The organism is Roseateles sp. GW821-FHT09G09, from assembly GCF_059415965.1.
On record NZ_JBWKOG010000005.1, the window covers coordinates 221612 to 235853 of the forward strand.

A 14242-nucleotide genomic window follows, 5' to 3' on the forward strand; every position below is an offset into this window, starting at 1 on the left:
GGATGATAAAGGCGTCTCAATGCTCCGCCGGCACATCGAACGCGCCGCGCAGCCACTCGATGCCGTCGCCGTCGATGGCCACCACGTCGAAGCGGCAGGGCGGCAGCACCGCCTGCGTCCGCAGGAAACATTGCGCAGCGAAGATCACGCGCCGCTGCTTGGCCCGCGTCACGCTGGCGGCCGCGCCGCCGTGCGCATCACCCTCCCGGGCGCGGACCTCGACGAACACCAGCGTGCCGTCGCGGTCGCGCAGGATCAGGTCGACCTCGCCGCCTCGCGCGGACGGTCCGCGCGCCACCCGATAATTGCGCGCCACCAGCCGCAGGCCCTGGCGCCGCAGATGATCGAGGGCGCGCTGTTCGGCCTCGGCGCCGCGCGCTTGCTTGTCCACGGCCCCCGTGGTGTCCGTGCTTCCCCTGGAGAATTTCTTGAACATGTCGACGTCCCCGTCCGCTTCGCTGATCGCCGCCGCCTCTGCCGCGGCCGGTCATCAGCAATATCCGGGCGGCACGCTCTACGTCGTCGCGACCCCGATCGGCAACCTCGCCGATCTCAGCCTGCGCGCGATCCACGTGCTCGGCCTGGTCGACGCGGTCGCCTGCGAGGACACGCGCGTCAGCGCTCAGTTGCTGAGATGGCTCGGATTGCACAAGCCGCTGGTGGCGCTGCACCAGCACAACGAGCAGCAGGCGGCGGAAGGTCTCGTGGCGCGGCTGCTCGCAGGCGAACGCATCGCGTATGTGAGCGACGCAGGCACGCCGGCGATCTCCGACCCGGGCGCGGTGCTGGTGGCCGCCGCGGCGAAGGCCGGCGTGCGCGTCATGCCGCTGCCCGGCGCCAGCAGCGCGGCGGCGGCGCTCAGCGTCGCCGGCGACGCGCGCGCGCAGGGTTTCCGCTTCGTGGGCTTCCTGCCGACCAAGGGGGCCGAGCGCCGCGCCGCGCTGCAGGCGCTGACCGGCGCGCCGCACAGCCAGGTGCTGTTCGAGGCGCCGCATCGCATCCAGGAACTGATCGCGCTGCTGGCGGAACTCGCGCCCGCGCAGACGCTGACGGTGTGCCGCGAGGTCACCAAGCAGTTCGAGACCATCCACACCGCCGCCTGCGCGACGCTGCCCGCCTGGCTGGCCGAGGACAAGCAGCGCGAGCGCGGCGAGTTCGTGCTGGTGCTGCACGCGGCGCCGGCGGTCGCCAGCGATGAGGGCTTGCCCGACGAGGCGCTGCGCACGCTGCGCGTGCTCGTGCGCGACCTGCCGCTGAAACAGGCCGCTGCGCTGGCCGCCGAACTGACGGGCGAGTCGCGCAAAGCGCTGTATCAACAGGCGCTCGAATGGAAGCAGGACGCTGAGGGCGAAGATGAAGAGGACGCCGGCGAGGCGCCCTGAATTCATCTTCCTGCGGAGACCCCGGCCCTCACCCCCGCCCTCTCCCGCAAGCGGGAGAGGGAGTCCGACCGGCTCCACTCGCAGCGCTGGCTCCTCTTGCTCCCTCTCCCGCTTGCGGATGAGGGAGCCCACGAAGTCCGCGCTGCACCGACTCCCTCTCCCGCTTGCGGGAGAGGGGCGGGGTGAGGGCCAGTGGCCTCGGCAGTCAGCGGACCTGCCACGGGGCGCTCTCCCGAACACCGGGAGAGCAAGTCAGGTCTGGCTCACTTACCCGCGATCTTGTTGTTGTGCTTCGCGCGGCGGATGTCGGCGCTGGCGACGTCCTGCTTGCGCTGCAGCTGGCGGCGTTCCTTGGCGGTGACGACGCCGTCGGACTTGGCCTTCGCTTCGGCGTTGTCGACGCGGGCCTGCTGCTTCTCCAGATGCTGCGTCTCCTTGGCGGTCAACTGACCGGAAGCCGCGCCGTTGGCGATGCGCTGCTGCTGGTTCGCTTCGCGCTGGTCGACGCGCGGCGTCGCGGTCGCGGCCGGAGTCGCCGGAGCAGCGGTCTGGGCGAACGCCGAGGCGGCGATCAGGCTGGACACGAGGGCAATCGACAGGGACATGCGCTTCATCGAGGTTCTCCTTGGGAGGTTGGCTGCGGTTTTCGTTGCCGCTGGGGAGACAACGAACGTCCAAGCGGACACGGTGACGGGGTCGCCGTAAAGATCGATGAAGCGATTGCTACCGGGCGCTGCCGGGCACTACCGGACGCTACCCGGCGCGATCGGACGCTACCGGACGTCGTCACGGCCATCGCCGCCGGTCACCATCACCCCGGGAGGGTCGGTCCCGCCCGCCCGCGAGCGGGCGCGCCGGGCGATGCCTACAATCGGCCGATGATTTCGCGCGAACCCACCCTCGCCCGCCTGGTCACCGCCCGTGCCCAGCTGCTCGAACCCTTCGGCCTGACCGATGCGTCGCTCTCTCAGGCCCTGCGCCTGATCACCGAGCACCGCGTCGACGACGCCGACCTCTACTTCCAGACCACCCGCGCGGAGGGCTGGAGCCTGGAGGAAGGCATCGTCAAGAGCGGCAGCTTCTCGATCGACCAGGGCGTGGGCGTGCGCGCCGTCGCCGGCGAGAAGACGGCGTTCGCCTACTCCGACGACATCTCCGAAGCCGCGCTGCTCGACGCCGCCCGCACCGTGCGCGCGATCGCGTCGGCCGGCCAGAGCCGTCGCGTCAAGGTCCCGACCGAACCGATCGTCTCCGGCAGCCGCGCGCTCTACGGCGACGCCGATCCGATCGCCAGCCTGGACAGCGCGCAGAAGGTCGCCCTGCTGGAGCGCACCGAGCGCCTGGCCCGCGCCAAGGACCCACGCATCGCGCAGGTGATGGCCGGCCTGGCCGCCGAGCACGAGGTCGTGCTGATCGCGCGCGCCGACGGCACGCTGGCCGCCGACGTGCGGCCGCTGGTGCGCCTGTCCGTCACCGTCATCGCCGAGAGCAACGGCCGCCGCGAAGTGGGTTCCGGCGGCGGCGGCGGGCGTTTCGGCCTGGCCTACTTCACCGACGAGATGATCGCCTCCTACGTCGAGCAGGCGGTGAGCGCGGCGCTGACCAACCTGGAATCGCGCCCGGCCCCGGCCGGCGAGATGACCGTCGTGCTCGGCCCGGGCTGGCCCGGCGTGCTGCTGCACGAGGCCGTCGGCCACGGCTTGGAAGGCGACTTCAACCGCAAGGGCTCGTCCACCTTCTCGGGCCGCATCGGCGAACGCGTCGCCGCGAAGGGCGTGACGGTGCTGGACGACGGCACCATCCCCGACCGCCGCGGTTCGCTCAACGTCGACGACGAGGGCTGCGCCTCGCAGCGCAACGTGCTGATCGAGGACGGCATCCTCAAGGGCTACATCCAGGACGCGATGAACGCGCGCCTGATGAAGGTCGCCCCCACCGGCAACGGCCGCCGCGAAAGCTACGCCCACATGCCGATGCCGCGCATGACCAACACCTACATGCTGGGCGGCGACAAGGATCCGAAGGAGATCATCGCCAGCATCGACAAGGGCCTGTACGCCACCAACTTCGGCGGCGGCCAGGTGGACATCACCTCGGGCAAGTTCGTGTTCTCCGCCAGCGAGGCCTACTGGGTCGAGAACGGCAAGATCCAGTACCCGGTCAAGGGCGCGACCATCATCGGCAACGGCCCGGACGCGCTGACCCGCGTCAGCATGATCGGCAACGACATGCAGCTGGACACCGGTGTCGGCGTCTGCGGCAAGGAAGGCCAGAGCGTGCCGGTGGGCGTCGGCCAGCCGACGCTGCGCATCGACGGCCTGACCGTCGGCGGCACGGCCTGACCCCGCTGACCTCGGCGTTCACGAAGGATGGCTTGCCCGATGTCGTCGCGCGACACGGGCGGCTGTCACCCCGCGGCGCTTGACGCGCCGCGGTGAGCACAGGCACTATCGGTCCCATGCGTTCCGCACCCGCGTTCTACTTTGCGTATTTTTGGTTCTCGCACCGCCCCGGCGGAGGAGAGGCGAACGCATAAGCAGAGCGCCAAAGAATCCTCAAGAAACCGCCGGGCCCACAAGCCCGGCGGTTTTTTTTCGGCCGGGCCAGTGACTACCCGATGACGCCCCAGTCGCACCCGACCCCCACGAGAAAGCGTGATTCCCATGAATGCCCAGTCGAACAGTCCTTATCCCAGCGCCACGCAGGCGGAGCGCTGGTATTCGCCGCAGGACAAGACCTCCCAGACCGACGACGAACGCATCCTGGACATCACGCCCTTGCCGCCTCCTGAACACCTCATCCGCTTCTTCCCGATCCGTGGCACGGCCATGGAGCAGCTCGTCGTCGGCACGCGCCAGCGCATCCGCGACATCATGCAGCGCAAGGACGACCGCCTGCTCGTGATCATCGGGCCGTGCTCGATCCACGATCCGGTCGCGGCGCTCGAATACGCCAAGCGCCTGGTGACGCTGCGCGAGCAGCACGCCGACACGCTGGAGATCGTGATGCGCGTCTACTTCGAGAAGCCGCGCACGACGGTGGGCTGGAAGGGGCTGATCAACGATCCCTACCTCGACGAGAGCTACCGCATCGACGAGGGCCTGCGCATCGCGCGCCAGCTGCTGCTGGAGATCAACCGCCTGGGCATGCCGGCGGGCTCGGAGTTCCTGGACGTGATCTCGCCGCAGTACATCGGCGACCTGATCAGCTGGGGCGCGATCGGCGCCCGCACCACCGAGAGCCAGGTGCACCGCGAACTGGCCTCGGGCCTGTCGGCACCCATCGGCTTCAAGAACGGCACCGACGGCAACATCAAGATCGCGACCGACGCGATCCAGGCGGCGGCGCGGCCGCACCACTTCCTGTCGGTGCACAAGAACGGCCAGGTCGCGATCGTCGAGACCAAGGGCAACCGCGACTGCCACGTGATCCTGCGCGGCGGCAAGGCGCCGAACTACGACGCCCAGAGCGTGGCCGCCGCCTGCGCGGACCTGGCGACCTCCAAGCTCGAGACGCGGCTGATGGTCGACTGCTCGCATGCCAACAGCAGCAAGAACCATGAGCGCCAGCTGGACGTGGCGCGCGACATCGCGGCGCAGATCCGCGCCGGCGGCACCAGCATCTTCGGCGTGATGGTCGAGAGCCACCTGAAGGGCGGCGCGCAGAAGTTCAGCCCCGGGAAGGACGATCCGTCCGGGCTGGAATACGGCAAGAGCATCACCGACGCCTGCCTGGCCTGGGACGACTCGATCCAGGTGCTGGACGTGCTCAGCGAGGCGGTCCGCGCCGCACGGACGGAGACCGTCGCGCGCTGATCGCGGCGGCCGGCGTCACCGCGACGCGCTCACCACGACCAGCGCTGGTTCTCGCCGCCGTTGCAGCGGTACATGATGACGGCCGTGCCCGGGCGGGCGCGGCCGTTCTCGATGTCGAGGCACTTGCCGGAGTCCACGCTGCGGATCTCCCCGCCGCGCGTGCGCCAGCGCTGGTTGGCGCCGCCATTGCACTCGTAGGCCATGACCCGGGCGCCGTCCGAGCTGTTGCCGTTGGCGACGTCCAGGCACAGGCCGGACACGCGCAGTTCGCCGTTGCGGTTCCACTCGAAGCGCTGGTTCCCGCCACCGTTGCAGTCGTAGACGATGAGGTTGCGGCCGGGACGCGCGCCGCCCTCGATGTCGAGACAGAGCCCGCCCTTGCCGCGGATCTGCCGGCTGTTCCAGCCGGCGTCGCCTTGCCAGTCGTTGTCGTTGTCGCGGTCCTTGTCTTTGTCCTTGCTCGCCAGCAGCGCGATGCCGGCGATCACCGCCGCGGCGGCCACCGCCGCGCCGACGTTGCTCGAGTTGTCCGAGCTGCCGCTGTCGCCCGCTCCGCCCGTGCCGCCCCCCGCCACCGTGACCTTGAACCGGCCGCCGCAGCCGCCGTCGACCCACATCTCCTTGCTGGTCAGGTCGAAGCCCCAGGTCCGGCCGAAGCGGCAACCGCCGGCGGTCTGCTGCAAGAGCTCCACATCGGTCGCGCCGTCCGGCAGCCGGTGGCTCTGATAGCCGCCCCGCGAGTTCAGTTCGATCGTCTGCTCGGCCGCCTGTGCCGGCGCACCGCCCAGCACCAGCCCCACCGCGACGGGCGCCGCGATGACGCGTCGCATCCAGCGCAGACGCTGATCCTGCCGATCTGGTTGACCCATCTTGTCCTCCCCCACCTTGCATGGTCCGCGCGCCAATCGCACACGGTGTCAGGCGATGCTAAAACGGGTCAGGCGGTGACGTCCAGCACGCGCGGCGTTCCGCCGGCGCGATCGACGTGGCTGACGAGCGTCGGCCCGAGCTCGACCTGCACGCGCAGGTCCGGGAAGTTGGCGGCCGTGTAGGTGCCGTGAGAGTACGGCGGCGTCCCGACACGGCTGATCGGCGGCGCCTCCTGGCCGAGGGGGTGCCGGCCGTAGGTGACGTCGGCGCTGTTCTGCGCGTACATCTCCTTGAGCGGCCCTTCCGTCCCGATGAACGGGGACAGGCGCAGCACCACGGACGGCGGAGGCCCATCCAGCATCTCCTGCTGGACCTTCGCGCGGTACTGCTGCAGCGGACTGACGTCGAACGGCGACGTCCTCAGCGACGTCGCCTGCACTTCCAAGAACTTCAAATCGCCTCGACGGCCACCGCGCCTTCCGGCCGGGTGCCGCCCTCCCTCATGCTCATCGGTTCATCTCACGGCGACCTTTGTCTGCCGGCGCCTTGATCAGCGCTCAAGTCCGCGGTCGTCCAGGCCGAAATTGTCCGGGTCGCGCAGGGCGGATCCGGGCGTCTTCGCCCTCGCACCGACCGTCAATCGCCCGGGACGAGGGACTTCGTCGCGCCGGCGCCGCAGTCGTGTTCGGACAGCGATTTCCGACGCGATTCTCCAGACGAGGGAGCAAGACCTGACCCGCTCTTGAAAAGCGTCCGGAACGCGCGCATCTTGGTCCCCTTGCAGCGAAGCGCCGATGCGCTCCCCGCCATGACCTTGCTGTTGCTCGCGCTGATCGCGGCGCTGATCTGCTTCTGGCTGATGAGCCACTCCTGGCGGCAGGCGCGCCGCCGCGCCCGGCTGCGCGCGAAGGCCTTCCCCGCCGCGTGGCGCGCGATCCTGCGTCGCAACGTGCCGCAGGTCGCGCGGCTGCCGGCGGACCTGCAGCTCCGGCTCAAGCGCCAGATGCAGGTCTTCCTGGCGGAGAAATCCTTCATCGGCTGCGCCGGCCAGGTCATCACCGACGAGGTCCGCGTGACCATCGCCGCGCTGGCGACGCTGCCGCTGCTGGGCCGCACGCGCGGCTACTACCCGAAGCTGCACACGGTGCTGGTGTATCCAGGGGCGTTCATCGTCGACCGCGTGAGACATCAGGGCCCGCTGCAGATGCAGGACCGGCAGGTGCTGAGTGGCGAATCCTGGGGCGAGGGCCAGGTCGTGCTGTCCTGGGACGACGTGCTGCGCGACGCCGCGCAGCCGGAGCGCGGCCACAACGTCGCGGTGCACGAGTTCGCGCACCAGCTCGATCAGGTCAAGGGTCTGGCCAACGGCGCGCCGTGGCTGGGCAACCGGGCGCGGCAGGCGCGCTGGGCGGTGGTGATGCAGCAGAGCTTCGACCTGCTGCGCGCACGGCTGGCCGCGGGCGAGCCCGATCCGCTGGGCGACTATGCGGCCACGGAGCCGGCGGAATTCTTCGCCGTCGCAAGCGAACGTTTCTTCGGGCAGCCGTGGGCGCTGGCGCAGGCGCATCCCGCGCTGTATGCGGAGCTGCGTCGGTACTACGAAGTGGATCCCATGCTCTGGTCCTGAACGCGGACCACGGCGTTCATCGGCAGGTCGGGGACGGCTGGAGCGGCTGGAGCGGCTTCAGCGGTTCAGCGGCTTCAGAAGCCCATTTCCGCCAGCATCGCGTCGACGTCGTCTTGCTGCAGCGCCTTGTCCGGCGTCTGCACGCCGGCGAGCTGCTCTTGCGCAGCGGCGGTCGGCGCGGCGTGATCCTGCGTGGCGAGCAGCTGTTGCAGCGGTTCCTCCGCCGGGCGCAGCATGTTCAGCACCTTGTTGATCACCTGGCCGGACAGGTCCTGGAAGTCCTGGGCCATCATGATCTCGGTCTGCAGGCCCTTCACGCGGTCGGCGAAACCGGCGGCGCCGGCCGCATAGGCGGCGCACAGCCGCATCATCGCGCGGGCGCGCTCGACGCTCAGGTCCGGCGCGGCGGCCAGGCGCTGCAGCGACTCCGACAACTCGCGGCCCTGACGCGCCACCGCCTGCGCGTCGTCCTGCGCCGACTCGACGATCCCCAGCACCTTGTTGGCCGCCTGGTCGGTCATGCGCTTGACGTAGTCCAGACGCTCGCAGGCATCCGGCAACTCGTGCGACAGCTTCTGCAGCGCTTGATGCGCGGCGGTCGTGAGAGGGGTATCGGCGTGGGACATGATGTTGGAACTCGCGAAGGTAGACGCAGGGTCGGCGTGTGGGTTCGCGCGATATGCGCACTGCACCTCTTAGGGCGCTTCAGGGCGCCCGGGGGCGCTCTTTGGATAGGCAGAAATCTTAGTTCTGCAACTGCTGTAACCAACGGAAAGGGTCGCGGGCTCCCGTGCATTTTTGGTGGGGAGCCCCGCATTTAAGTAGTTGACCCGGGCAGTCGCCTGTAGCCTTCATCCCGTCCGTCATCGGTCCGTCCTTGCTGGTGTTTGTCTTTGGCAAAGCGATCCGTTTCATGAACATGGCCACCACCCGTCCTTCGCCCGGTCTGTCCCGCGCCAACACGCGATCCGGTCCGTCCACGTCGCGTTCGCCTTCGAGCGCCTCGCGCGACGAGGGGCGGAGCTTTGCCGCCGCGCCCCGCGCGCAAGGGGCACAGCCGGCGCCGCCCTCGGCGCTGCGCGACGTCAGCGACATCGTTGTCGGCGTGGCGCTGATGCTGGGCGTGCTGTTCGCGCTGCTGATGCTGACGCTGTACACCCGGGATTCGATGGTCATCGGCAAGGCGCTGCAGGACCAGGGCCAGGCCCGCGGCACCCTGATCTGCAAGGACGGGAAGGTAGCCCGCGGCGACGGTTCGCTGCCGGACCGCATCGTGGAGGACGGCGTGTTCGTGTGCACCGACTGGCGCACGCTGCAGGCGATCGAGCAGGAAGAAGCCGATCGCGGGATGCGCAAGTACTGACCCCCTGGCGGGTTCCTGGGGCCGTCGTCGTCAGGACCAGAGGTCCAGCGGCGGCTCGTGCGTCATGCCGCGCAGCAGGTCGCTGCGCGAGAGGAAGCCGATCAACCGGCCGTTGTCGTCGCCCACCGGCAGGCCGGGCAGGCCCAGGTCCAGCATCAACTGGGCGGCTTCCCGCAGCGGCGTGTCCGGCTGCGCGACGGGCACCGGCGTCCACATCAGGTCATCCACGGGCGCGGCCAGCCGCCGCGCGATCACCATGATCTCGGCCATCTCCTCGAGGTCCTCCGCCAGCCCGCGCGTGAGATCCCCGCGCGACACCAGGCCTCGCACCTCGCCCTGGGGCCCGAGCACCGGCGCCTGCGCGACGCCGGCGCGCGACATCGTCCGCATCGCCTGCCGCAGCGACGAGCCCGCCATCACGCTGATCAGCTTGCGGCTCATCAGTTGATGCACCTGCGTCAAGGGCACGCGGGTGGTGTCGCCGGCGTAGGCGGCCAGCGCCTCGTGCGCGATGTAGGCCGAGGGGCCGAATCCCGGCCCGCCGCCGACCCCACCGCCACCCCCCTGCCCCACGCCCGCAAGCACCACCGTCGACGGCGTGAGATCGCCCTGCCGCGCGATCGGCGCCACGGCACGCGTGCGCGCCACCGCCTGCACCGGCGCGAGGTCACGGACCTGCTCCAGGCCGCCGGTGAGAATCTTGCCGGAGGTGCCGTAGACGGAGAACATGGCGTCAGGATCTCACGGGGGAAACGCGATGCCCATTGAGGAGAACGCGCACTGCGGCGGGCGCGTTCGTGCGGGAGGCCAGGCGCGGGCACTCCACGACGCAGGGGGCATCGCGTCCGCGAACCCCCAGCATCATTCCGGCCCCACTCTCAGTTTCTGACTGCACGTTGAACTGGCGGGGTGGGTCAAGAGACCGGATACGCGGTTTCGTACTTCACCTCGCGCAGCACCACGTTGCTGCGCACGCTGGCAATGCCCGGGACGCGGAAGACCTTGCTCTGCAGGAACTGGTCGTACGCCTTCATGTCAGGGGCGACGATCTTGATGACGTAGTCCGCCTCGCCGGTGATCGCCTGGCATTCGACGATCTCCGGACTGCCCGCGACCATCGCCTCGAAGGCGTCGACCGCCCCCTCCGTGTGCCGCACCAGGCTGACGTTCGCCAGGACGCAGATCGAAAGCCCCAGCTGCTCCCGGTCCACCAGCGCCACATGGCGCTTGATCACGCCACGCTCCTCGAGCTCCTTGACCCGGCGCCAGACGGGCGTCGCCGAGAGCCCGACCTTGTCCGCCAGCTGCTGCGTGCTCTGACGCGCATCGGCCTGCAAGGCCTCCAGGATCAGGCGGGTCGCCCGATCGAAACGTTCGTTCTCCATATTGACGCTTTCCGAGAATGATTCAGTCGATCTTTGCCACCGTGCTAGTAAACGGAGGAAGAAAGTTCGCATTGTCTCGGAAAGAATCCCCTCATTCATCCTTCCAGACCTCCGAGCCGACCGGCGCTTGCCGGCCGGCTCGCCCCATTGGGGAGACAAGCCATGACCGAAGCCAGTCTTGCCGCCGCGCCGGCCCTGCGCCCCTACCAGCTGTCCGACAACCTGGCGGCGAGCGCCGGGCCGGTGTTCCTGACCGGCACGCAGGCCCTTGTGCGCCTGCTGCTGATGCAGAAGGCGCAGGACGAGCGCCAGGGCCTGAAGACCGCCGGCTTCGTCAGCGGCTACCGCGGCAGCCCGCTGGGCATGGTCGACCAGCAGCTGTGGAAGGCGAAGAAGTTCCTCGACAAGGCGGAAGTCAACTTCTTGCCCGCGATCAACGAGGACCTCGCCGCGACCGCCTGCCTGGGCGTGCAGCGCGTGGCGCTGGACCCGAAGCGCACCGTCGATGGCGTGTTCGCCATGTGGTACGGGAAGGGCCCGGGCGTGGACCGCTCCGGCGACGCGCTGAAGCACGGCAATGTCTACGGCACCGCGAAGCAGGGCGGCGTGCTCGTCGTCTGCGGCGACGACCACGGCTGCGTGTCCTCGTCGACGCCGCACCAGAGCGACCTCGCGCTGCAGGCCTGGTCGATGCCGCTGGTCCATCCGGGCAACGTCGCCGAGTACCTCGAGTTCGGCCTCTACGGCTGGGCCTTGTCGCGCTTCTCGGGCGCGTGGGTGGGCTTCAAGGCGATCTCCGAAGTCGTCGAGTCGGGCATGACGGTCGACCTCGACGCGGTGCCGATGGACTTCGAGCTGCCAGTCGACCACACGCCGCCGACGAATCTGCACATCCGTTCCGTCGACCTGCCGTCGCTGGAACTGGAGTCGCGCCTCGCGCACAAGATCGACGCGGTGCTGGCCTTCGCCAAGGTCAACTCGATCGACAAGCACATCGTCGTCAGCCCGCGCGCGTCGCTGGGCATCGTCACGGTCGGCAAGGCGCATTACGACTTCATGGAAGTCCTGCGCCGCCTGGACCTCGACCCCAACGCGCTGGCCGCCGCCGGCGTGCGCGTCTACAAGGTCGGTCTCGTGTACCCGCTGGAGCCGACGCGCATCCGCGAGTTCGCGCAGGGCCTGACCGACATGCTGGTCATCGAGGAGAAGGCGCCGGTCGTCGAGCGTCAGATCAAGGAACTGCTCTACCACCTGCCCGACGCGCAACGTCCGCGCGTGGTCGGGAAGTCCGATGAACACGGGGCCGCGGTGCTGAGCGCGCTCGGCGAGCTGCGACCGTCGCGCATCATGCCGACCGTCGCCGACTGGCTGGCGCGGCTGAACCCGGCGCTGGACCGGCGCCATCTGGTGGTCGATTTCCTGACGCCCTGCCTGCTGTCCAACAGCGCCGACGCGGTGCGCCGCCAGCCCTACTTCTGCTCGGGCTGCCCGCACAACACCTCGACCAAGCTGCCGGAGGGCTCGCGCGCGTTGGCCGGCATCGGCTGCCACTTCATGGCGAGCTGGATGGAGCGCGGCACCTCGGGCCTGATCCAGATGGGCGCCGAGGGCGTCGACTGGGCCGCGCATTCGCGCTTCACGACCGAGAAGCATGTCTTCCAGAACCTGGGCGACGGCACCTACTACCACTCGGGCTACCTGGCGATCCGGCAGGCCATCGCGGCCAAGGCCAACATCACCTACAAGATCCTCTACAACGACGCGGTCGCGATGACCGGCGGCCAGCCGGTCGACGGCCAGACCTCGGTGCCGCAGATCGCGCGACAGGTCGAGGCCGAAGGCGTCAAGCGCCTGGTCGTGGTCTCCGACGACATCGAGAAGTACGAGGGCCACCACGGCCTCTTCCCGGCGGGCACGACCTTCCACGACCGGTCCGAGCTGGACGCCGTGCAGCGCGAGCTGCGCGAGATCGCCGGCGTCACCGTGCTGATCTACGACCAGACCTGCGCCGCCGAGAAGCGCCGCCGCCGCAAGAAGGGCGAGTTCCCCGACCCCGACAAGCGCATCTTCATCAACGAGTCCGTCTGCGAAGGCTGCGGCGACTGCGGCCAGGCGAGCAACTGCCTGTCCGTCGTGCCGGTCGAGACCGACTTCGGCCGCAAGCGCGTGATCGAGCAGAGCAGCTGCAACAAGGACTTCAGCTGCGTGAACGGCTTCTGCCCGAGCTTCGTCTCGGTGCACGGCGCCAAGCTGAAGAAGCGCGCCGGCGCGGCCTTCGGGCCGGCGGACCTGGCGCGCGAGATCGCCGCGATCCGGCCGCCCGCGCCCTGGGCGTGGACGGGTCCCTTCGACATGCTGGTCACCGGCGTCGGCGGCACCGGCGTCGTGACGGTGGGCGCGCTCGTCACGATGGCCGCGCACCTGGAAGGCAAGCAGAGCTCGGTGCTGGACTTCATGGGCTTCGCGCAGAAGGGCGGCGCGGTGCTGTCCTTCGTGCGCGTCGCGCCGACGCAGGACCTGCTCAACCAGGTCCGCATCGACACGCAGCAGGCCGACGTGCTGCTGGCCTGCGACATGGTGGTCGGCGCGAGCGCCGACGCGCTGGCCACCATCAAGGCCGGCCGCACGGTGATCCTGGCCAACACGCATGAGCTGCCGACCGCCGCCTTCGTCCGCAACCCGGACGCGAGCCTGCAGGCCGATGCGCTGATCGCCAAGATGCGCCACGCCGTCGGCGAGGGCAAGGACCTGCTCGCCAGCATCGACGCGCAGGACATCGCCAAGCGCCTGATGGGCGACACGATGCCCAGCAACATCATCATGCTGGGCGCCTGCTGGCAGCGCGGCCTGGTGCCGGTGTCCTTCGAGGCGCTGATGCGCGCGATCGAGTTGAACGGCGTCGCCATCGAGAACAACAAGACCGCCTTCGCGCTGGGCCGCCTCGCGATCGCCGCGCCGGAAGCGCTGCGCCGGCTGGCCGGCGAGCAGAGCGGCGCCGCGGTCCAGTGGTTCAACTTCGACCAGCTCGACGACAAGGACGGCCAGCCCGGCCTGATCTCGCGCCGCAAGGCCTTCCTCACCGACTACCAGGACGCCGCCTATGCCGCGCGCTACGAGGCGCTGGTGCAGCGCGTGCGCGCCGCCGAGTCCGCGCTCGGCGAAGCCGGCAAGGGCCTGCGCCTGACCAAGGCCGTCGCGCGCTATTACGCCAAGCTGCTCGCGATCAAGGACGAATACGAAGTCGCGCGCCTGTACACCGACGGCAAGTTCGAAGCCGCGCTGAAGGCGCAGTTCGAGGACTGGGATCACCTGAGCTTCCACATGGCCCCGCCGCTGCTCTCCAAGCCGGGCGCCGACGGCCGCGCGAAGAAGGTCGAGCTCGGCTCGTGGACCTTCAAGGCGCTGAAGACGCTGGCGAAGTTCAAGGGCCTGCGCGGCGGCGTGCTCGACATCTTCGGCAAGACCGAAGAGCGCCGCATCGAACGTCAGCTGGTCCGCGACTACGAAGCGCTGGTCGACGAGCTGCTGGCGCACCTGAGCGCCGAGAAGCTCGACGTCGCCATCAAGCTCGCGCGACTGCCCGAAGGCATCCGCGGCTATGGCCACGTGAAGCTCGCGAACGTCGTCACCGTGCGCGCGCAGTGGAAGGATCTGCTGGACCGCTTCCAGGGTCGCGCGGTCGAGGCGCCCATCGCCGTCGTGCCGCTGACGAAGGCGCCCGAACGCGTCAAGGGCGTGGCTGAACTCTGACCGTGCGGCGCGCTACAACTGTGAAGTAGCGCAAAGGACACTGGACACGG

General features: G+C 69.4%; 13 protein-coding genes. 6 read left to right on the forward strand and 7 right to left on the reverse strand.

What is annotated here, in order from left to right; all coding sequences use genetic code 11:
* Positions 1 to 16 precede the first annotated feature (16 nt).
* Entirely contained in the window at positions 17 to 436 is a 420-nt protein-coding gene (locus AC07O8_RS15155; protein ID WP_495048810.1) for a YraN family protein, read from the reverse strand.
* On the opposite strand from AC07O8_RS15155, the gene rsmI reads away from it, so the two are divergent.
* Positions 435 to 1382 (forward strand): 16S rRNA (cytidine(1402)-2'-O)-methyltransferase, encoded by a 948-nt coding sequence (gene rsmI, locus AC07O8_RS15160; RefSeq protein WP_495048811.1) that lies wholly within the window; start codon positions 435 to 437, stop codon positions 1380 to 1382. The genes AC07O8_RS15155 and rsmI overlap by 2 nt on opposite strands.
* Before the next feature lie 263 nt (positions 1383 to 1645).
* Here the strand turns inward: rsmI and AC07O8_RS15165 are convergent, their stop codons facing one another.
* Positions 1646 to 1996 (reverse strand): hypothetical protein, encoded by a 351-nt coding sequence (locus AC07O8_RS15165; protein ID WP_495048812.1) that lies wholly within the window; start codon positions 1994 to 1996, stop codon positions 1646 to 1648.
* Positions 1997 to 2260: 264 nt separating this feature from the next.
* Here AC07O8_RS15165 and tldD point away from each other — a divergent pair, with 264 nt between their 5' ends.
* Together tldD and AC07O8_RS15175 are read left to right on the forward strand one after the other, a co-directional pair.
* Positions 2261 to 3724, forward strand: coding sequence for a metalloprotease TldD (gene tldD, locus AC07O8_RS15170; RefSeq protein WP_495048813.1), 1464 nt, complete (start codon positions 2261 to 2263; stop codon positions 3722 to 3724).
* Positions 3725 to 4045: 321 nt separating this feature from the next.
* On the forward strand, positions 4046 to 5197 hold the full coding sequence (locus AC07O8_RS15175) for a 3-deoxy-7-phosphoheptulonate synthase (protein ID WP_495048814.1): 1152 nt from the start codon (positions 4046 to 4048) through the stop codon (positions 5195 to 5197).
* A gap of 29 nt (positions 5198 to 5226) precedes the next feature.
* Here AC07O8_RS15175 and AC07O8_RS15180 read toward each other — a convergent pair whose 3' ends face one another.
* Positions 5227 to 6066: a lectin gene (locus AC07O8_RS15180; protein ID WP_495048815.1), complete on the reverse strand. Its 840-nt coding sequence runs from the start codon at positions 6064 to 6066 to the stop codon at positions 5227 to 5229.
* Positions 6067 to 6134: 68 nt separating this feature from the next.
* Positions 6135 to 6521 (reverse strand): hypothetical protein, encoded by a 387-nt coding sequence (locus AC07O8_RS15185; RefSeq protein ID WP_495048816.1) that lies wholly within the window; start codon positions 6519 to 6521, stop codon positions 6135 to 6137.
* A 354-nt stretch (positions 6522 to 6875) separates the two neighbouring features.
* On the opposite strand from AC07O8_RS15185, the gene AC07O8_RS15190 reads away from it, so the two are divergent.
* The gene (locus AC07O8_RS15190) at positions 6876 to 7694 is read left to right on the forward strand and encodes a M90 family metallopeptidase (RefSeq protein WP_495048817.1); all 819 of its coding nucleotides are present in this window, start codon (positions 6876 to 6878) and stop codon (positions 7692 to 7694) included.
* 74 nt (positions 7695 to 7768) lie between these two features.
* Here AC07O8_RS15190 and AC07O8_RS15195 read toward each other — a convergent pair whose 3' ends face one another.
* Positions 7769 to 8320 (reverse strand): protein phosphatase CheZ, encoded by a 552-nt coding sequence (locus AC07O8_RS15195; RefSeq protein ID WP_495048818.1) that lies wholly within the window; start codon positions 8318 to 8320, stop codon positions 7769 to 7771.
* A gap of 287 nt (positions 8321 to 8607) precedes the next feature.
* Between AC07O8_RS15195 and AC07O8_RS15200 the strand changes: the two genes are divergently transcribed.
* Positions 8608 to 9057 carry a hypothetical protein gene (locus AC07O8_RS15200; RefSeq protein ID WP_495048819.1) on the forward strand — a complete coding sequence of 150 codons (450 nt, stop codon included), beginning with the start codon at positions 8608 to 8610 and terminating at the stop codon, positions 9055 to 9057.
* Positions 9058 to 9087: 30 nt separating this feature from the next.
* Here the strand turns inward: AC07O8_RS15200 and AC07O8_RS15205 are convergent, their stop codons facing one another.
* A complete protein-coding gene (locus AC07O8_RS15205) occupies positions 9088 to 9786 on the reverse strand; it encodes a CBS domain-containing protein (RefSeq protein WP_495048820.1) in 699 nt (232 codons plus the stop codon).
* A 185-nt stretch (positions 9787 to 9971) separates the two neighbouring features.
* Positions 9972 to 10442 carry an Lrp/AsnC family transcriptional regulator gene (locus tag AC07O8_RS15210; RefSeq protein ID WP_495048821.1) on the reverse strand — a complete coding sequence of 157 codons (471 nt, stop codon included), beginning with the start codon at positions 10440 to 10442 and terminating at the stop codon, positions 9972 to 9974.
* 162 nt (positions 10443 to 10604) lie between these two features.
* On the opposite strand from AC07O8_RS15210, the gene AC07O8_RS15215 reads away from it, so the two are divergent.
* Positions 10605 to 14192, forward strand: a complete 3588-nt coding sequence (locus AC07O8_RS15215; RefSeq protein WP_495048822.1) for an indolepyruvate ferredoxin oxidoreductase family protein — start codon at positions 10605 to 10607, stop codon at positions 14190 to 14192.
* Positions 14193 to 14242: the final 50 nt, after the last annotated feature.

Bases quoted from the DNA above. Each gene is read 5' to 3' on its own strand.
- rsmI (WP_495048811.1), top strand. From the start codon at position 435: ATGTCGACGTCCCCGTCCGCTTCGCTGATCGCCGCCGCCTCTGCCGCG.
- AC07O8_RS15155 (WP_495048810.1), bottom strand. From the start codon at position 436: ATGTTCAAGAAATTCTCCAGGGGAAGCACGGACACCACGGGGGCCGTG.
- AC07O8_RS15165 (WP_495048812.1), bottom strand. From the start codon at position 1,996: ATGAAGCGCATGTCCCTGTCGATTGCCCTCGTGTCCAGCCTGATCGCC.
- tldD (WP_495048813.1), top strand. From the start codon at position 2,261: ATGATTTCGCGCGAACCCACCCTCGCCCGCCTGGTCACCGCCCGTGCC.
- AC07O8_RS15175 (WP_495048814.1), top strand. From the start codon at position 4,046: ATGAATGCCCAGTCGAACAGTCCTTATCCCAGCGCCACGCAGGCGGAG.
- AC07O8_RS15180 (WP_495048815.1), bottom strand. From the start codon at position 6,066: ATGGGTCAACCAGATCGGCAGGATCAGCGTCTGCGCTGGATGCGACGC.
- AC07O8_RS15190 (WP_495048817.1), top strand. From the start codon at position 6,876: ATGACCTTGCTGTTGCTCGCGCTGATCGCGGCGCTGATCTGCTTCTGG.
- AC07O8_RS15195 (WP_495048818.1), bottom strand. From the start codon at position 8,320: ATGTCCCACGCCGATACCCCTCTCACGACCGCCGCGCATCAAGCGCTG.
- AC07O8_RS15200 (WP_495048819.1), top strand. From the start codon at position 8,608: ATGAACATGGCCACCACCCGTCCTTCGCCCGGTCTGTCCCGCGCCAAC.
- AC07O8_RS15205 (WP_495048820.1), bottom strand. From the start codon at position 9,786: ATGTTCTCCGTCTACGGCACCTCCGGCAAGATTCTCACCGGCGGCCTG.
- AC07O8_RS15210 (WP_495048821.1), bottom strand. From the start codon at position 10,442: ATGGAGAACGAACGTTTCGATCGGGCGACCCGCCTGATCCTGGAGGCC.
- AC07O8_RS15215 (WP_495048822.1), top strand. From the start codon at position 10,605: ATGACCGAAGCCAGTCTTGCCGCCGCGCCGGCCCTGCGCCCCTACCAG.